This is a genomic window from Kitasatospora sp. NPDC036993 (assembly GCF_055607525.1).
In genome coordinates, this window is sequence record NZ_JBVJRP010000004.1 from 555,514 (window position 1) to 572,627 (window position 17,114).

General features: G+C 73.3%; 16 protein-coding genes. 8 read left to right on the top strand and 8 right to left on the bottom strand.

The window, feature by feature from the left end; genetic code table 11:
* Positions 1–187 precede the first annotated feature (187 nt).
* The 5 genes from ACZ7C5_RS11670 (at position 188) to melC2 (ending at position 3,532) form a co-directional block, all read left to right on the top strand.
* Complete coding sequence (locus tag ACZ7C5_RS11670) at positions 188–454, top strand: AbrB/MazE/SpoVT family DNA-binding domain-containing protein (protein ID WP_401091376.1); 267 nt, start codon at positions 188–190, stop codon at positions 452–454.
* Positions 451–909 carry a PIN domain-containing protein gene (locus tag ACZ7C5_RS11675; protein ID WP_401091378.1) on the top strand — a complete coding sequence of 153 codons (459 nt, stop codon included), beginning with the start codon at positions 451–453 and terminating at the stop codon, positions 907–909. The genes ACZ7C5_RS11670 and ACZ7C5_RS11675 overlap by 4 nt, the downstream gene beginning before the upstream one ends.
* 73 nt (positions 910–982) lie before the next feature.
* On the top strand, positions 983–1,663 hold the full coding sequence (locus ACZ7C5_RS11680; RefSeq protein ID WP_401091380.1) for a PH domain-containing protein: 681 nt from the start codon (positions 983–985) through the stop codon (positions 1,661–1,663).
* A 593-nt stretch (positions 1,664–2,256) separates the two neighbouring features.
* The gene (gene melC1 / locus ACZ7C5_RS11685) at positions 2,257–2,658 is read left to right on the top strand and encodes an apotyrosinase chaperone MelC1 (protein ID WP_401091382.1); all 402 of its coding nucleotides are present in this window, start codon (positions 2,257–2,259) and stop codon (positions 2,656–2,658) included.
* 46 nt (positions 2,659–2,704) lie between these two features.
* The gene (gene melC2, locus ACZ7C5_RS11690; protein WP_401091384.1) at positions 2,705–3,532 is read left to right on the top strand and encodes a tyrosinase MelC2; all 828 of its coding nucleotides are present in this window, start codon (positions 2,705–2,707) and stop codon (positions 3,530–3,532) included.
* A 107-nt stretch (positions 3,533–3,639) separates the two neighbouring features.
* Here the strand turns inward: melC2 and ACZ7C5_RS11695 are convergent, their stop codons facing one another.
* The 6 genes from ACZ7C5_RS11695 to ACZ7C5_RS11720 all read right to left on the bottom strand — a co-directional run bounded on the left by ACZ7C5_RS11695 (position 3,640) and on the right by ACZ7C5_RS11720 (position 12,007).
* Positions 3,640–5,361, bottom strand: coding sequence for a phospho-sugar mutase (locus ACZ7C5_RS11695; protein ID WP_470322461.1), 1,722 nt, complete (start codon positions 5,359–5,361; stop codon positions 3,640–3,642).
* A gap of 184 nt (positions 5,362–5,545) precedes the next feature.
* On the bottom strand, positions 5,546–6,367 hold the full coding sequence (locus tag ACZ7C5_RS11700) for a purine-nucleoside phosphorylase (RefSeq protein WP_401091388.1): 822 nt from the start codon (positions 6,365–6,367) through the stop codon (positions 5,546–5,548).
* Between the two features lie 178 nt (positions 6,368–6,545).
* A complete protein-coding gene (locus ACZ7C5_RS11705; RefSeq protein ID WP_470322462.1) occupies positions 6,546–7,625 on the bottom strand; it encodes a C40 family peptidase in 1,080 nt (359 codons plus the stop codon).
* 17 nt (positions 7,626–7,642) lie between these two features.
* The gene (locus ACZ7C5_RS11710) at positions 7,643–8,125 is read right to left on the bottom strand and encodes a poly-gamma-glutamate biosynthesis protein PgsC/CapC (RefSeq protein ID WP_188296442.1); all 483 of its coding nucleotides are present in this window, start codon (positions 8,123–8,125) and stop codon (positions 7,643–7,645) included.
* The gene (gene pgsB / locus ACZ7C5_RS11715) at positions 8,122–9,714 is read right to left on the bottom strand and encodes a poly-gamma-glutamate synthase PgsB (protein WP_470322463.1); all 1,593 of its coding nucleotides are present in this window, start codon (positions 9,712–9,714) and stop codon (positions 8,122–8,124) included. The genes ACZ7C5_RS11710 and pgsB overlap by 4 nt, the downstream gene beginning before the upstream one ends.
* 22 nt (positions 9,715–9,736) lie before the next feature.
* The gene (locus ACZ7C5_RS11720) at positions 9,737–12,007 is read right to left on the bottom strand and encodes a HAMP domain-containing protein (protein WP_470322464.1); all 2,271 of its coding nucleotides are present in this window, start codon (positions 12,005–12,007) and stop codon (positions 9,737–9,739) included.
* A gap of 159 nt (positions 12,008–12,166) precedes the next feature.
* On the opposite strand from ACZ7C5_RS11720, the gene ACZ7C5_RS11725 reads away from it, so the two are divergent.
* Positions 12,167–13,201 carry a hypothetical protein gene (locus ACZ7C5_RS11725; protein WP_470322465.1) on the top strand — a complete coding sequence of 345 codons (1,035 nt, stop codon included), beginning with the start codon at positions 12,167–12,169 and terminating at the stop codon, positions 13,199–13,201.
* 37 nt (positions 13,202–13,238) lie between these two features.
* Here the strand turns inward: ACZ7C5_RS11725 and ACZ7C5_RS11730 are convergent, their stop codons facing one another.
* Positions 13,239–13,676 (bottom strand): gamma-glutamylcyclotransferase family protein, encoded by a 438-nt coding sequence (locus tag ACZ7C5_RS11730; RefSeq protein ID WP_049660023.1) that lies wholly within the window; start codon positions 13,674–13,676, stop codon positions 13,239–13,241.
* 97 nt (positions 13,677–13,773) lie between these two features.
* Here ACZ7C5_RS11730 and ACZ7C5_RS11735 point away from each other — a divergent pair, with 97 nt between their 5' ends.
* Both ACZ7C5_RS11735 and ACZ7C5_RS11740 read left to right on the top strand, forming a co-directional pair.
* Positions 13,774–15,228 carry an NAD(P)H-quinone dehydrogenase gene (locus ACZ7C5_RS11735; RefSeq protein WP_401091391.1) on the top strand — a complete coding sequence of 485 codons (1,455 nt, stop codon included), beginning with the start codon at positions 13,774–13,776 and terminating at the stop codon, positions 15,226–15,228.
* A gap of 236 nt (positions 15,229–15,464) precedes the next feature.
* Complete coding sequence (locus ACZ7C5_RS11740; RefSeq protein ID WP_401091471.1) at positions 15,465–16,421, top strand: DeoR/GlpR family DNA-binding transcription regulator; 957 nt, start codon at positions 15,465–15,467, stop codon at positions 16,419–16,421.
* 81 nt (positions 16,422–16,502) lie between these two features.
* On the opposite strand, the gene ACZ7C5_RS11745 is transcribed toward ACZ7C5_RS11740, so the two are convergent.
* Positions 16,503–17,114: biotin/lipoyl-containing protein (locus tag ACZ7C5_RS11745; RefSeq protein WP_470322466.1), on the bottom strand; the 612-nt coding region annotated here is incomplete at its 5' end.

The window sequence follows — 17,114 nt, forward strand, 5'->3', positions numbered from 1 at the left end:
AGTCACCAGACCAGCATATCTACGCGCGTAGTGGGCCGCCAGGGCGCCTGCCATTCGTGGCCGGACCGAGATCTGCGGGGTCGGGGTGGAGGCCAGGCCCCCGGGGCCGGGCCGTGGTGATCAATTTCGAGAATGGTGAGCAGAAAACGTCATGGCCCATATTTCGTCGAATGGGTAACCTGGAGCCATGAGTGTCACAGACGACCGCCCGGCGGAGGCGACGACCACGGTCGGGCACCGGGGGCGCATCATCCTGCCCGTCGCCATTCAGCGTGCCGCGCACATGCGGGAAGGCGCGCGAGTCCACCTGCGGGTGCTCGAAGGCGGGGGAGTGATCATCGAGACGGCCGACGACATCAAGCGCCGGCTGAAGTTCCGCCTCCCCGTCGGAGTCGATCTCGCGACCGACGACCGCGCCGAGGCGGACGAGGACGAGGAGCGTGGCGCCGCGTGAGCCACCTCCTCGACGCGGGCGCGGTCCTCGCCTGGATGGCCGACGAGCCCGGAGCGGCCCAGGTCGAGGACGTCCTCGACGGCGCCCGGCTCCCCACCGTCTGCCTCACCGAGGTGCTCCGCCGCGCCCAGGCGTACGGACACCACAGCCCGCCCTGCCGTATCGCGGACGACCTTGTCGGTGCCGGCCTGGTCATCGTCGAGGAGGTCACCCAGGCCGACGCCGTCCGTGCCGCCGAGCTGCGCCACCTCTCGTACACCACCCGATCCCGGTGGACCGAGGACGATCTGCGACACACCAGGTCGGGCAAGCCCGGGACCCTGTCCACCGCAGACTCGCTGTGCATCGCCATCGCCGAACGCCTCGACCTGCCCGTCCTGACCACGGACCGCGCGTGGTCGGTGGTGGAACGGCTCGCCGGGGGCTTCCGGATCAAGACCGTGCACATCCGTTAGGTACCGAACCGCCGTCGAACGGTGATCGTCGAGGCCTGTGGACTCTTCGGGCGCATGGGGCAGAATCGACGCCATGACCGATTCCGACGGCACGCCCCACCAGGGCCCGGCCGCCCCCGACGGGGAGCCCGAGTACGCGGACCGCGTGTACCGCTCTGTCCCCGGTGTGATCTCCGGAGTGCTGCTGCTGGCCGTCGCGGCCTGGCTGGTCGGCGACGCGGCGCTGAACGGGACCGGGAAGACCCCGTACGTCTCGCTGGCGGCGGTGCCGGTGTTCGCCTTCCCGGTGATCGCGTACACGCTGCGCCCGGTCGTGACGGCCGGCCGCGACCGGCTGGTGGTGCGCAACCCGTGGCGGACCGTCGTCGCGCCCTGGGCCTCGGTGGACGCGCTGCGCGCGGGGTACTCGGTCGAACTGCTCGCGGGCGGGAAGAAGTACCAGGTCTGGGCGGTGCCGGTGTCGCTGCGGCAGCGCAAGCGGGCCACCCGGGCGATGAGCACCGGCGCCGCCGAACACGCCTCCAGGACCGGCCTGGGCCTCGGGCTGGCCAAGCGGACCAACCCGGTCGTCCAGGGCTCGCCCGACCCGACCCGCGCCTGGTCCGACCAGGTCACCGCGGTCCTCCAGGAGATGGCCGAACGCAACGCCGGCCGCCCCGGGGCCACCGGCCCGGTCGAGGTCCGCTGGTGCTGGTGGATCATCGCCCCCACCCTGATCGGCCTGGCCGCGCTGATCACCGTCATCGCCGTCTGAGCCACGCAGGAGGGGCCGGCCGCGCGCCCGGCGCTGTCGGACGGCCGAGGGTGCTGACCGCTTCACCTCGCCCCGCCGGATGCGATCCGGCGGGGCGAAGTGCTGTCGGGGCGCGGTCGGTTCGGGCGCGGAGGGCCGATGCCGTCGGTGGTGACGAACCCGGGCATCGGGGACTCCGGCAAGCCGGTGGATCGAATCCACGGACCGAAGGCGGGCCGCATCCCGTCATGTTCCGGGTGTGAGCCGCGTCGCCGGGAGCGCGTCGCGCGGGAAGGTCTGCGGGGAGGCGGGGTCGGTTCCGGAAGATCTTTCGAAAGATCGCCTGCGAGCGGTTGGAAAGTGAAACTTCCCCGCCGACGATGATGAACATCCGACAAGTGGGCTGACCGGAAAGCGCCCAACCTTCTCCGCATTCGTCATGCTCCCGTTACGGACCGCGCACATCCATTGAAAGTATGGACATGGGGCGGATCGACCATGGAATTACTCCCCATGGTCAGGGTTTGGGGACTGTTTGCTATTCCGTCCCCTTGTAGAAACGTTTCTTTCATGCGCGCGCCTCGATTCTCCGAGGCGCCGGAGGGGGTTTCACCATGTCCGAAATCAGCCGCACCACGGAGCTGACCCGACGACGGATGCTCCAGGGCTCGGTGCTCGCGCTCACCGCCGCGGCCGGCACGGGCGTGCTGGCGGTCGCGGGACCGACCAGCAAGTCCGCCACCGCCGCCGACCTGGGGGAGAACGACCAGTTCGACGAGTCCTACCAGGGCCGCCGCATCCAGGGCCGGCCGACCGCCCGTGCCGGCCACCACGGCGCCGGTGTCGGGTACACGGTGCTGATCGACGGCCGGGAGCTGCACATGATGCGCAACGTCGACGGCACCTGGATCAGCGTCATCAACCACTACCAGACCTTCACCACCCCCCGCGCGCTCGCCCGCGCGGCCGTCGACGACCTTCAGGGCGCCACGCTCGTGCCGATTTCCGTCGCCTGAACCGGCCCACCGCACGTTCGGACCACTGGCTCACCGAGGAGAAACCATGGCAGTCCGCAAGAACCAGGCGACCCTGACGGCCCAGGAGAAGCGCGCCTTCGTCGACGCCGTACTGGAGCTCAAGCGGCTCGGCCGCTACGACGGTTACGTCGACACGCACAACTACTTCATCGTCAACGACAGCGACACCGGTGAGCGGGTCGGCCACCGCTCCCCGTCCTTCCTGCCCTGGCACCGCCAGTTCCTGCTCCAGTTCGAGCGGGACCTGCAGAGCATCGACCCGAACGTCACGCTCCCGTACTGGGACTGGACCGTCGACCGGGCGGCGAACTCGTCGATCTGGGGCGCCGACTTCCTGGGCGGCAGCGGCCGCAGCGGCGACAACCAGGTGGTCACCGGCCCGTTCGCGTACGGCACCGGCAAGTGGACGGTGAACGTGCGCCCCGACAGCCGCGACTACCTGCGCCGCACGCTCGGCGCCGCGGTCTCCGCGTTGCCGACCCGGGCCGAGGTGGAGACCGTGCTCGCCATGACCGCCTACGACGCCGCACCGTGGAACAGCTCCTCCGACGGCTTCCGCAACAACATGGAAGGCTGGCGCGGCCCCAACCTGCACAACCGGGCGCACGTGTGGATCGGCGGCCAGATGAACTCCGGGATGTCCCCGAACGACCCGGCGTTCTGGCTGCACCACTGTTTCATCGACAAGCTCTGGTCGGAGTGGCGGCGCCGCAATCCCGGCTCGGGGTACCTGCCCGTGGTGCCCACCGCCAATGTGGTCGACCTCAACAAGCCGATGAAGCCCTGGAACACCACCACGCCGGCCCAACTGCTGGACCACTCCACGCTCTACACCTACGACACCGGCTTCTGAGCCACAGCGGCGCGGCTTCGGCGAAGCCCCGCGTGACGCCGTAGCCTCCGGAGGCCGCGGTGCCCCGTCGAGCCGATGCTCGACGGGGCACCGTGCCACGGGTGGGATCAGATGCCGGCGGCCTCGGCGAGGTCCCGCTTGACGGCGGCGAGGAGACCGGCGGCGCGGGCGCGGGCGGGGGCCAGGTCGGCGGCGGAGGCGACCGGGAGGACGACCTCCAGGTAGCACTTGAGCTTGGGCTCGGTGCCGGAGGGGCGGACCACGATGCGGGCCGAGCGGACGGCCTCGCCGTCCAGGTAGTAGCGCAGCCCGTCGGTGGGCGGCAGGTCGGCGGAGCCGGCCGACAGGTCGTCGGCGCGGGTGACCCGGAGGCCGGCCAGGACGGTCGGCGGCCGCTCGCGCAGGCGCCGCATGGCGTCGGCGATCAGCGTGAGGTCCTGGACCCGGACGGAGAGCTGGTCGGTGGCGTGCAGGCCGTGCTCCAGCGCCAGGTCGTCCAGCAGGTCGGACAGCGTGCGGCCGGACTTCTTGAGGGTGGCGGCGAGCTCGGCGACCAGCAGGGCGGCGGTGATGCCGTCCTTGTCCCGGACGCCCTGCGGGTCGACGCAGTAGCCGAGCGCCTCCTCGTAGCCGTAGCGCAGGCCCTCGGCGCGGGAGATCCACTTGAAGCCGGTCAGCGTCTCGGCGTAGCCCAGGCCCGCGGCCTCGGCGATCCGGCCGAGCAGGGTGGCGGAGACGATGGTGGTGGCGAAGGTGCCCTCGGCCTTCTTCGCGACCAGGGCCGAGCCGAGCAGTGCGCCGACCTCGTCGCCGCGCAGCATCCGCCAGCCGGCCGCGCCGCCGCTGCCGCCGCCGGCCGCGTCGCCGTTGGCGGGGACGGCCACCGCGCAGCGGTCGGCGTCCGGGTCGTTGGCGATCACGATGTCGGGGCCGACCGACGCGGCGGTGCGGAAGGCGAGGTCCATCGCCCCCGGCTCCTCCGGGTTGGGGAAGGCCACGGTCGGGAAGTCCGGGTCGGGCTCGGCCTGCTCGGCGACCACGGTGGGCGCGGGGAAGCCGGCCCGGCGGAAGGCGGCGACCAGGGTGTCGCGGCCGACGCCGTGCATCGGGGTGTAGACCACCTCCAGGTCGCGCGGGCCGCGCGCGTCCACGATGGAGACGGCCCTGTCCAGGTAGGCCTCGACGACCTCCTCGCCGAGCACCTCCCAGCCCTCCTCGGCGCGCGGGACCTCGTCCAGCGAGCCGATCGCGTCGATCCCGGCGGCGATCCCGGCGTCGGCCGGCGGGACGATCTGCGAGCCGTCGCCCAGGTAGACCTTGTAGCCGTTGTCCTGCGGCGGGTTGTGGCTGGCGGTGACGGTGACGCCGGCGGCCGCGCCCAGGTGGCGGACGGCGAAGGCGAGCACCGGGGTGGGCAGCGGGCGCGGCAGCAGCGCGGCGCGCAGGCCGGCGCCGACCACCACGGCGGCGGTGTCGCGGGCGAAGTCGTACGACCTGTGGCGGGCGTCGTAGCCGATGACGACCAGGTCGCCCAGGCCCTGCTGCCTGACGTACGCGACCAGGCCGGCCGCGGCCCTGATCACCACGGCGCGGTTCATCCGCATCGGGCCGGCGCCGAGTTCGCCGCGCAGGCCGGCGGTGCCGAACTGGAGCCGGTCGGAGAAGCGCTCGGCGAGCTCCGCCCAGGCGAGCTTTCCGTCGGTCTCGACCTCCGGGGCCTCGGCCCTGGCCAGCAGGGCGCTGAGCTCCTCGCGGGTCTGCGGGTCGGGGTCCTCGGCCAGCCAGGTCCGGGCCCGGGCGAGGAGGTCGGTGGTGGGTGCCTGCGTCATGCCAGCTCCATCGGGAAGTGCGTCGGTGGGTGGGCCGGAGGTTCCGCGCGAGTGAGGAAGAGCGAGTGAGGAAGAGCGAATGAGGAAGAGGTGGGCACATGCGGACGGGGCCCACGGGATGGCGTGATCAGCGGATCACGCCGCCCGTGGGCCCCGTCAGTCATGATTCTGCGCCTGGCGGGCGTCAGATCCGCTCAAGGACCTTCGCCAGCAGTTCGCCCATGCGCTCGGCGGAGGCCTTGCCGGCCTCCAGCACCTCGGCGTGGTTGAGCGGCTCGCCGGTCATGCCGGCGGCCAGGTTGGTGACCAGGGAGATGCCGAGCACCTCGCTGCCGGCCTCGCGGGCCGCGATGGCCTCCAGGGTGGTGGACATGCCGACCAGCTCGCCGCCGATCACCCGGGCCATGTTGACCTCGGCCGGGGTCTCGTAGTGCGGGCCGCGGAACTGCACGTAGACGGCCTCGTCCAGGGACGAGTCGATGTCGCGGCACAGCTCGCGCAGGCGCTTGGAGTACAGGTCGGTGAGGTCGACGAAGTTGGCGCCGACGATCGGCGAGTCACCGGTCAGGTTGATGTGGTCGCTGATCAGGACCGGCTGGCCCGGGGTCCAGCCCTGGCGCAGGCCGCCGCAGCCGTTGGTCAGCACGATGATGCCGCAGCCGGCCGCGGCGGCGGTGCGCACGCCGTGGACGACGGTGGCCACGCCGTGGCCCTCGTAGTAGTGGTTGCGGCCGAGGAAGATCAGGGCGCGCTTGTCGCCGATCTTCACCGAGCGGATCGTGCCGGCGTGGCCGGCGACGGCGGGGGCGGGGAAGCCGGGCAGGTCGGTGACCGGGAACTCGGCCACGGTCTCGCCCAGGGCGTCGGCGGCCGGCACCCAGCCGGAGCCCATCACCAGGGCGACGTCGTGCCGCTCGGCACCGGTCAGCTCGCGCAGGCGCTCGGCGGCGGCCTGGGCGGCGGCGTAGGGGTCGGCGGAGACGACCGACTGAGGAGAAGCGTTCACGGGTCCGAGGATAGACGGGATTCGGCTACGCGCGTAGAAATTCCGCCGCGGCGTGCCGGATCGTTACCCGGCTGACCGGAAACACAGCTCGGCGGGCGTTCTCCGGGGCGACCCGGGGCACCGGTTCCCGCACGCACGGTGTTCCTCGCCTTCCGTACCCGTACGTCCCGCGCGCGACTCAGAGCCGTTTCGCGTTGCGCAGCCCCTTCGCGTACATGCCGTTGTCGTCGAGCCGCGACGTGCCGCCCTTGTCGCCGAAGGTCGGGCCGTCCGCCTCCTCCCGGCTGGAGATGTAGCGGGGGTGGCCGTCGGTGTCCAGGCCCAGGTAGATGCCGGTGTGGTCGAGCCGGGCGCCGGTGCGCGCGTCGATCTCGAAGAACACCAGGTCACCGGGTTGCAGCGGGTCGATCGAGGCGGGGCGCACGGTGGTGTCCGAACCGGCCGCGGTGGTCAGCGGGATCACCGGGACGCCGGGGCCGACCCGGGCCAGGCCGTTGGCGGTGCGCGGCAGGCCGGGGCCGGCGACGTCCTTGGAGAGCAGCGGGTATCCGGAGCGGTAGCCGTACACCATCCGGACGAAGCCCGAGCAGTCGAAGGCGCCGTACCGGGTCTTGTCGGGCTGCTTGGCGACCTTGTCGGCGAACGTGTACGGAACACCGAGGTAGTCGAAGAAGTCGGTCTGCTCCAGCCGCAGGTCGTTGCCGGCCGAACCGTTGGGGTTGAGCGGGCCGAAGGAGGCGTCGCCCTTGAAGCGCACGCCCTTGGCGTCCTTCTCGGCGGGCGCGTCGGCCACGTACTGGGTGGCCACCGCCAGCACGTCGTCCGCGGTGGAGCCGAGGGACTGCTGGAACCAGGTGCGGAACCAGCCCTCCTGCTCGGCGCCCGGCTTCCACGGCTGGGGCATCAGCCGGACCCAGCTGTCGGTCACCACGGTGGCGGTGGTGGTGCCCGGCTCGGCGAAGGTGCGGCTGGAGCCGGCCAGGACGGCGGTGCGGGCGTTGTCGGTCAGCGTGGCGACCACGCCGCCGCGGGCGTCCCTGACCACCGTGCGGTCGGGCCCGGCCAGCCGCTCGTAGCGGTACTCGGCCGGTGCGGCCGTCCCGGCGGGGGCCGGGCCGGTGGAGGTGATCAGGGGCGCGCTGCTGCCGGCCGACGGCTGCCGGTCGCGGTCCCGGAGCTGGACGGTGAGGTAGCCGCTGGCGGCCAGCAGGGTCACGGCGAGGCCGCCGCTGAGCAGGGACTTGCGGGTGACGGGCATGGGGGCTTCCGGGGGTGTCAGGTGCCGGGCAGGGCGCCGAGCAGCACGCCGGCGGTCAGCACGACGTAGTTGGCGAGTGTCACCGTGCTGGTGGCCATCAGGGTGGCCGCCCTGGGCTGGCGGACCAGCTGGTAGGCGATCAGGCCGGGCACGATGAAGCCGAGCGTCTGGTTGGCGTACAGGGTGGGCAGTTCGCGCTGGAGGACGAGCATCACGGTGGCCTGGAGCAGCACGCCGATCAGCACCACGGCGGCGAACAGCCGCTTGCCGTAGAGGATCACCAGCTTCTGGACCAGCCGGGTGGCGAGGAAGGTCAGCACGGTCACGCCGATCACGATGGCCACCCGCTGGAGGTCCTCGACCAGGGTGAGGGCCAGCCAGCCGGGGGTGATCATGCCGCCGGGGGAGAGGTTGGTGGTCAGGTAGCAGACCAGCGAGAAGACCAGGCCGAGCGCGATGCCGATGGCGGCGATCTCGGGGGTGAGCTCGGTGGGGATCACTGCTGGTCTCCGTAGGGGGTGGTGCGGTGGTTGGGGTCGTACCAGGTGTCGGGGACCGGTTCGGGGTAGTAGACCGGCCCGGTGTGGGCGGGGGCGCCGTGGGCCGGCCCGGTGTGGCCGTACCCGGGCTCGGCGTACCCCGGTTCCGCGTAGCGGGGTTCGGCGTACCCGGGTTCGGCGTACCCGGGCTCGGCGTATCCGGGTTCCACGTACCGGGGCTCGGCGTATCCGGGCCCGACCGACTGGGGCGGGACGTACGGGGGCGGGACGTACGGGGGCGGGACGTACGCCGGCTCGGCGTAGCCGGTCTCGAGGTGGGCCGGTTCGGCGTACGCGGGGTCGTCGTAGTCCGGCTCGGGGAAGAGCGGTTCGGGTTCGTGGTACGCGAACTCCGGTGCCTCGCCGTCCTCGTCGGGTTCGAGCCCGGCCAGCTCCTCCAGGAACAGCTCGCCCTGGCCGTGGATGTTGCCGACGGCCACCAGCGAGGAGTCGGGCCCGAGTTCGGCCAGCAGCTCGGCGGTGAGCCGGGCCGGGTCGCGCTTGTCGCCGCCGAGGTCGACCACCCGGCCGGACCAGCCGGACGGGACGCCGTCGCGGGCGCTCTTGGTGGGGTGGCCGATCAGGAAGACCGTGTCCGGGCCGAGGTCCGGGACGATCTGGCCCATCTGGCCGTTGCGCTCCACCCGGTCCGGGCGGCAGTTGATCACCACGCTGAGCGGGCGGTGGATCGCGCCGAGGTCCTCCAGCTGGCGGACGTTCATCAGTGTGGACTCGGGGTCGTTGGCGGCGAAGACGTTGGCGAAGCGCAGCCGCTTGCCGTCCGCTGTCCGGTAGCGCTCGACGGAGAGCACGCCCGGGTCCGGCGGGGCCGCCCACATGCCCTGGAGCGCGGTCTGCCGCTCCACGCCGAGGAGTTCGGCGACGGCGAGGGCGATCGCCACGTTCTCCTTGAAGGTGAACCAGCTGAACCCGCGGAGTTCCTCGTCGGTGACCGACTCGGGGTCCACCACGATCAGCCGGCAGTCCCGCCTGGCCGCCTCCTCGCGCAGGATGTGCACGCGCTCCTGCTCGGCGGTCACGCACACCCCGCCGACCGGCATCGAGCGGGACAGCGAGCGGGCGACGTCGTCCAGGGTGGGGCCCATCTCGGCGAGGTGGTCCTCGCGGACGTTGCACAGCACGCCGATCGTGGACTGGATCAGCTTGGTCTGGTTGACCTCCTGGAGTGCCGGCATGACGGCCATGCACTCGATCACCAGGGCATCCGGCCGGTAGGTGGCGGCGCGGCGGACGATGCCGATCTGCTCCACCACGTTGGCGATGCCGAACTTGCGGTAGACCGGCTCCTCGGTGGCGTCCGGGTGGATGAACCGGGCCGCGGTGCCGGTGGTCTTGGCGACCGTCACCAGCCCGCCGCCGCGCAGCGCGCCCGCGCACAGCCGGGTGATCGAGCTCTTGCCGCGGATGCCGTTCACCAGCACCCGGGTCGGGATCTGTTCCAGGGCGGCGAAGTGCCGGCGCTGCTCGACGATGCCGGCCACCAGCAGCACGGTGCAGCACACCAGCAGCACGACGTAGAGGAAGAGCACGGGAGGTCCTTCGGGCGGGGGCTCAGCGGGCGGTGGCGGTTGCGGTGGCGGGTGTCGTGGGGGCGCGGCGGCCGGAGCGCTCGGCCTGTTCGGCGCGCACCAGCTCCTGGCGGATCAGCTCCAGGCTGCGGGCGACGGCGCCGACCTCGTCGTGGTGCACGGGGTAGAGCACGGTGCGGCGGTCGCCGGCCGCCAGCGCCTCGGCGCTCGCGGCGAGCCGGCGCAGCGGCAGGCCGACGGCGATGTACAGCCAGCCGAGGCAGAGCGCGGCGGCGGCCAGGCCGAGCATGCCGGCCAGCACCACCCGCCGGTCGGCCCGGTTCTGGTCCAGGTGCAGCCAGGACACCGGCTGGGCGGTGACCACGGACCAGCCGAGCCTGGCCACGCTGCCGTTGCCGCCGAGCGGGGCGGCGGCGAGCAGCGCGGGGTCGCCCTCGCCGCGCAGCACGTCGGCCGCGGCGGACTTCCTGGCGTCGGCCAGGATCCGGCGGGCCCGGCCGTCCGGCAGGTCGCCGAACGAGCTGTAGCCCTCGTTGGCGGCGAGCACCCGTTGCCGGTCGTCGACCAGCCAGACCCGGCCGAGGCCGGGGCGCACCAGCAGGGAGCTGAGGAAGCCGGTCTTGAACTCCCCGATCAGGACCGGCCCCTTGGGCTCCTTGCCGCCGTCCTTCCCCTCGTCGCCGCCGTCCGCCTCGGTGTCGGCCGGGGCGGCGCCCAGGGGCGCCCTGGCGGCGATCCTGGGCTCCTTGCCGGAGCTGTTGAGCAGCAGCACGCCGCTCGGGCCGAGCGCCTCGGGGCCGGTGCGGTGCGGGGTCTCGCCGGCCCGGGCGAGCACCTCGCCGTTGGCGCCGAGAACGTAGAGCGCGCGGTAGCGGTCGTGCTCGGCGAGGGTGGCGTGGAGCAGGTTCTCGGCCTTGCCGACGGAGGCCTCGGTGAGCGAGGGGGCGAGTGAACGCAGGTCCGCGTAGCCCTCGTTGAGCGCCTGGCGGATCCGGTCGGCGGCGGTGTCGGTGCGGTCGCGCTGGGCGGCCAGCACCTGGCTGGGCACCCGTACGGTGGAGTCGTTGCCGCCGAGGAACAGCAGGGGGCCCGACCAGCCGAGCACCAGGACGGCGCAGAGCGCGAGCGGCAGCGCGGTGCCGGGGCGGCGCTTTGCGGCCGGGGCCGGGGAGGGCCGCCGGGACGGGTCGCGCAGCTGCCTCCGCAGCTCCTCCAGCGCGCGGGCGATCCGGGCCGCCTCGCCGCGCCTCGGGCCACGTACCGGCTGCTCCAGCCGCTCGCCGCGGGTGAGCCGGCGGGACTCCAGGAACAGCCGCAGCAGCGGGCGCTGGAGGCTGCGGCTCAGGTACCAGGCGAGCAGCAGCGCGAGGCCGAGCAGGGCGCCGGCGGCGGCCAGGCCGAGGGTGGGGTGGCGCAGGCTGCCGGGCTTGCCGTCGACGTTGCTGGTGGAGACCACGGTGAGGCCGAGCGGGGCGGCCAGGTCGTGTCCGTCGGGGTTGGTGACGGCGGCCCAGCCGGCGACCCGGCGCACGCCCTTGTCGTCCGCGTTGCCGGCCAGGCTGCCGGCGGCCGTCTCGCCGGGGACCGGGTGCTCCCTGGCGGCGCGCTCGCGGGCGGCGGCGACCACCTTGCGGTCGGCTTCGGAGTCCAGCGCGGCGCCGGTGGTGTCCAGGACGGCGCCGGAGGCGTCGAGGACCTGGATGGTCTGTTCCTTGCGGGTGGCGATGCCGGGCAGCCGCAGGTTGTCGGAGGCGACCAGCAGTGCGCGGCCGTCGGCCTTGGTGGCGACCAGCGCGAAGGTGAGCAGCCGGGTGCCGGTGGCGGAGGGCACCAGGACGGGGGCGGGCGCGGTGTCGGTGACCTTGGTGAGGTCCAGCCCGGCCAGCGGGACGGTTTCGCCGCGGGCGGCCAGCAGCCGGCCGGTGTCGGGGCGGACCACCACCGTGCCGCGCCACTTGTGGTACGCCTGGCCGAGCGCGGCCAGCACCGCGGCGGGCTCGGCGGGGGCGCTCTCGTACCGGGAGGCGGCCCGGCGCAGGTCGGTGGAGCTCTCGTGCAGTCCGGCGCGCAGCGAGGCGGCGGTGTCCTCGGCGGCGTACTGGTGGGATTCCCGGACGGCCTGCGGGGTGTCGTCGACGCGCAGTCCGCCGACGGCCAGTGCGGTGATCGCGGCGACGGCGAGCAGCAGGACCAGCAGCAGCGCGATGGGGGGACGGATGCCTCCGAGCAGCGGCATGTCGGCCCGGCGGCGGTAGCGGTGCTGCCGCGGCGGGTTGGCTGCCGTGCTGCTCACAAGGGGCCTCGTTCTCCTCCGGGCCCGCCCGCCCGTTCCGGGAGGTCCGCGGCCGGCCTTCTCGGTCAAGCGATGATCAAGGACTGGTCAAACCGCACCAGCGTACGAGGAGATTTCGAAAGAGTTATCACGAATGGGAGGCTTTTCAGTGTCGCTTCGGTGACGATCCGCTCACCCCTGGTGTGGATCATGGCGGTGGCGGACGGCACGGTAGGTTCGACCGCCATGGAGACTCGGGGTTCGCGACGCTCGCTGCTGCTGCCGGTGGCGGTGCTGCTGGTGCTGGTCGCGCTCGCGGGGGTGCTGACCCTGGCGGCCCGCGGCCGGGCCGAGCGGACGCCGGCAGTGCCGGCGACGTCCGCGCCCACCGGTCCGGCGCCGGTGGACCTGGCGGCCAGGGTGGACGAGTTCACCGAGGACTTCGCGCCGGGCGGTCCGTACACCGCGCCGGACGCCGCGCAGCGCCGGGCGCTGGCCGACGGCGTGCTCGGCCTGCTGGACGGGCAGACCGGGCGGGCGGACCTCGCGCTGGCCAGGGCCGGCTACCGCCGCACCGAGTTCACCGAGGCCGCCACCGGGCGCCGGGTCGTCGAGCTCGCCGACGCCACGGCGGAGGGCGTCCACGGCTGGGGCCGGGTCTACCTGGACCTCTCGGCCCGCCCCGCCTGGTCGGTGCAGGTGCCCCACCCGGTCTCGGACGCCCGGACCGAGGCGCTCGGGGTGGACCTGTTCCGCGCCGTGCCGGGCGGCGTGCTGGTGCTCGCCGGGGCGCACCGCAGGGCCGGGGCGGACGGTTCCTCGGACGTCGCGCACCGCACCGACACCGTCTTCGCCGCCGTGGTCGAGGCGCTCAGCGGACGGGGCCTGCCCGGCGTGCAGGTGCACGGCTTCGACGAGGGCAGCCTGCCGGGGCAGGACGCGGTGGTCTCGCCCGGCGCCGGGCAGCCGGGACCGGGCGCCGAGCTCACCGCCTCCGGGCTGGGCCGGGCCGGCTACGCGGTCTGCCGGGCCTGGCGGGAGAAGTGCGGGCAGCTGGGCGGCACCACCAACGTCGAGGGCCGGTTCGCGGCGGGCGTCGGGGTGCCGTGGCTGCATGTCGAGCTGGGCAACGGGCTGCGCACCGACCCGGCCAGGCGCGCGGTGGTGGCCGGGGTGCTGGCGGACACCGTGCGCGGCTGGGGGCCGCGGCCCTGAGCGGGCCAGGGCCCTGGGGCCAGGGTCGGCAGTCGTCCTAGCAGGGGCGGCGGCGCAGGTCCATCACGTAGTCGTGCGGGGCGCCGGCGCTCTCGGCGGCGTCCGCGACCAGGCCGAGGTAGCGGGCCGCGGGCAGGCCGCCCTCGTAGTCGTTGAGCACGTACGTCCAGACCGGGATGTCCCCGTCCAGGGTCTGCGCGCGCAGCTTGATCTTGCGGTAGATGCCGAGCTGGACGCCCTCCCAGCGGTCCAGGCCCTCCTCGTCCATCGGCGCGACGTCGTACAGCGAGACGAAGACCTGGTCCTTCTCGTCCTCGACCACGGTGGCCAGCGAGCCCTCCCAGCCGAGCTGCTCGCCGCCGAAGGTGAGCCGCCAGCCGGCTAGCCACCCCGTGCCGCGCAGCGGGGAGTGCGGGGCTCGGCGGGTCATCTGCCGGGCATCGAGGTTGGTGGCATACGCGGCGTAAAGGGGCATGGGGGCCAGCGTAGCCCGGGCGGCGTGCGGGCCGCGGCGACTGGACGAAGGTGCGAGCCGGGACCCCGGCGTGGCGGCCCTCCCGGCGTGCGGGACAATGGGGAGCGTGACTCGGATCGTGATCATCGGTGGCGGACCCGGCGGCTACGAGGCGGCCCTGGTCGCCGCACAGCTCGGCGCGGAGGTGACCGTCGTCGACCGCGACGGTCTGGGCGGATCGGCGGTGCTCACGGACTGCGTTCCGTCGAAGACCCTGATCGCGACCGCGGAGGTGATGACCACCTTCGACAGCTCGTACGAGGAGCTGGGCATCCTGGTCGCGGACGACACCCCGCCGCTCGAGCAGGCGGCCCGGGTGATCGGCGTGGACCTGGGCAAGGTCAACCGCCGTGTGAAGCGCCTGGCGATCGCCCAGTCCCACGACATCACCCAGTCCGTCACCCGGGCCGGCGTCACCGTGCTGCGCGGCCGCGGCCGGCTCGGCACCGGCGGGCAGGCCGCGGACGGCTCCCGCGAGGTCCTGGTGGACGGGCCCGACGGCACCGTGCAGTCGCTGCGCGCCGACGCGGTGCTGATCGCCACCGGCGCCCACCCGCGAGAACTCCCGGACGCCCAGCCGGACGGCGAGCGGATCCTCACCTGGACCCAGGTGTACGACCTGGAGGAGCTGCCCCGCGAGCTGATCGTGGTCGGCTCCGGCGTGACCGGCGCCGAGTTCGCCGGCGCGTACCAGGCGCTCGGTTCCAAGGTCACCCTGGTGTCCAGCCGCGACCGGGTGCTGCCGGGCGAGGACCCGGACGCCGCCGAGGTGCTGGAGGACGTCTTCCGCCGCCGCGGCATGAACGTGATGGGCCGTTCGCGGGCCGAGAGCGTCAAGCGGATCGGCGACCGGGTCGAGGTCATGCTGGCCGACGGCAAGGTGATCGAGGGCACCCACTGCCTGATGGCGGTCGGCTCGATCCCCAACACCGCCGAGATGGGCCTGGAGGACGCCGGGGTCAAGCTCAACGACTGGGGCCAGATCCAGGTCGACCGGGTCTCCCGCACCACCGCCCCCGGCGTCTACGCGGCGGGTGACTGCACCGGCGTCTTCATGCTCGCCTCGGTGGCGGCCATGCAGGGCCGGATCGCGATGTACCACGCGCTCGGCGACGCGGTGCAGCCGCTGAACCTCAAGACCGTGGCCTCCAACGTCTTCACCGACCCGGAGATCGCCACCGTCGGCTACACGGCGGCCGACGTGGAGTGCGGCAAGATGGACGCCGTCGTGGTCAAGCTCCCGCTGCGCGGCAACCCGCGGGCGAAGATGCAGGGCATCAGGGACGGCTTCGTGAAGCTGTTCTGCCGCCCCGGCACCGGCATCGTGGTCGGCGGCGTGGTCGTCGCCCCGCGGGCCAGCGAGCTGATCCACCCGATCTCGCTCGCGGTGGACGCGAATCTGACGGTCGAACAGGTGGCCAGTGCCTTCACCGTCTACCCGTCCGTCTCGGGCTCGACCGCCGAGGCGGCCCGCCAGCTGCACATCCGCAAGCGGGCCGACGGCGAATCCTGAGCGTCCGGCGCGCAGTTGGGGGCGGCTGCCGATCCGCGGCCGCCCTTCGCGCGGGCATGGCCGTCACCCGGACGGCGGGCGCAGTTCCGGGTCATCGGCGGCGCGTATTCTACGGTCACGCGCCGCTCGTGCGTGAGCAATTCCCGCTACCAGCTGCAAACGCCTGAAAGCAGACGGTCACGCAGGTTACCGTCGGTTCTGTGTTTGCAGCAGAACGTCGCCAGTTGATCCTCGAAATGGTGCGCGCCAACGGAGCCGTCTCGCTCCGGGAGTTGGCCCGCGTCGTCCAGACCTCCGAAGTGACCGTGCGCCGTGACGTGCGGGCGCTGGAGGCAGAAGGGCTCCTCGACCGCCGGCACGGCGGCGCGGTGCTCCCCGGCGGCTTCAGCCGCGAACCCGGATACCCGCAGAAGACCCACCTGTCCGCGGCGGAGAAGAGCGCCATCGCGGACTTCGCCGCCGGCCTGGTGGAGGAAGGGGACGCGGTGGTGGTCGGCGCCGGCACCACCACCCAGGAGCTGGCCCGCCGGCTGGCCAGGGTGCCGGGGCTGACCGTGGTCACCAACTCGCTGCTGGTCGCCCAGGCCCTGGCACACGCCAACCGGGTCGAGGTGGTGATGACCGGTGGCACCCTGCGCGGCTCCAACTACGCGTTGGTGGGCAGTGGTGCCGAGCAGTCGCTCCAGGGGCTGCGGGTCACCAAGGCCTTCATCTCCGGCAGCGGGCTGACCGCCGAACGCGGGCTGTCGACCGCGAACATGCTGTCCGCGAGCGTGGACCGGGCAATGGTGCTGGCGGCTGCCGAGGTCATCGTCCTCGCCGACCACACCAAGCTCGGCGCGGCCGGCATGTTCCAGACCGTCGCCACCGAGACCATCACCCGGCTGGTCACCGACGAGCAGGCGGCCGCGGACGACACCACCGCCCGTGAGCTGGACGCGCTCGCCGACTGCGGGGTCCAGGTCGACCTGGCCCCGCTGGGCGCGTCGCCGAGCGGCGACGCCCCGGTGCACGGCACCGGCAGCGGGCCGGTCCACCAGACCCAGCCGGGTCCGATGGCCCGCCGGGCCGGCCCGCCCCCCGGGGGCGCCCCGCTGCCCGGCCAGCGCCGTCCCGGTGCGCACGGGGGGCCGGCCGGCCCGGGCGGCATGCCGGCCAGGCTGGCCGAGATGGGCCTGCCGCGCGGGCGCTGAGCCCGTACGGGGGCCGGAGACGCGACCGGTCCGCACGCCCCCGAGGGCGTACGGACCGGTCGGTGGAACCAGGGACCCCGGTCAGTCCTTGATCTCGCACAGCGCGGCGCCGCTGCTGACGCTCGCGCCGACCTCGGCCTTGAGGCCGGAGACGGTGCCCGCCTTGTGTGCGTTCAGCGGCTGCTCCATCTTCATCGCCTCCAGGACCACGATCAGCTCGCCCTCGGCGACGACCTGGCCCTCCTCGACGGCGACCTTGACGATGGTGCCCTGCATCGGCGAGGCCAGGGTGTCACCGCTGAGGGCCGAGCCGGCCTTCTTGGTGCCCACCCGGCGCTTGGCCTTGGCGGCGCCCGTCGCACCGGCCGCCGGGGCCGCCGCGACGCCCAGCGAGGACGGCAGCGAGACCTCGATCCGCTTGCCGCCGACCTCGACCACCACGGTCTCCCGGGTCTCGGCCTCCTCGCCGTCACCGGCCGCGCCGGCGAACGGCGGGATGGTGTTGTCGAACTCGGTCTCGATCCAGCGGGTGAAGACGGTGAAGGGTTCGTCGTTGCCGTGGACCTCGGGTGCGAAGGCGGGGTCGGTGACGACGGCTTGGTGGAAGGGGATGGCGGTGGCCATGCCTTCGACCTTGAACTCGTTGAGGGCGCGGCGGGCGCGTTCGAGGGCCTGCTTGCGGTCGCGGCCGGT

Coding starts and splice junctions, on each gene's coding strand:
- ACZ7C5_RS11670 (WP_401091376.1), top strand. CDS start 188: ATGAGTGTCACAGACGACCGCCCGGCGGAGGCGACGACCACGGTCGGG.
- ACZ7C5_RS11680 (WP_401091380.1), top strand. CDS start 983: ATGACCGATTCCGACGGCACGCCCCACCAGGGCCCGGCCGCCCCCGAC.
- melC1 (WP_401091382.1), top strand. CDS start 2,257: ATGTCCGAAATCAGCCGCACCACGGAGCTGACCCGACGACGGATGCTC.
- melC2 (WP_401091384.1), top strand. CDS start 2,705: ATGGCAGTCCGCAAGAACCAGGCGACCCTGACGGCCCAGGAGAAGCGC.
- ACZ7C5_RS11695 (WP_470322461.1), bottom strand. CDS start 5,361: ATGACGCAGGCACCCACCACCGACCTCCTCGCCCGGGCCCGGACCTGG.
- ACZ7C5_RS11705 (WP_470322462.1), bottom strand. CDS start 7,625: ATGCCCGTCACCCGCAAGTCCCTGCTCAGCGGCGGCCTCGCCGTGACC.
- ACZ7C5_RS11730 (WP_049660023.1), bottom strand. CDS start 13,676: ATGCCCCTTTACGCCGCGTATGCCACCAACCTCGATGCCCGGCAGATG.
- ACZ7C5_RS11735 (WP_401091391.1), top strand. CDS start 13,774: ATGGGGAGCGTGACTCGGATCGTGATCATCGGTGGCGGACCCGGCGGC.
- ACZ7C5_RS11740 (WP_401091471.1), top strand. CDS start 15,465: ATGGTGCGCGCCAACGGAGCCGTCTCGCTCCGGGAGTTGGCCCGCGTC.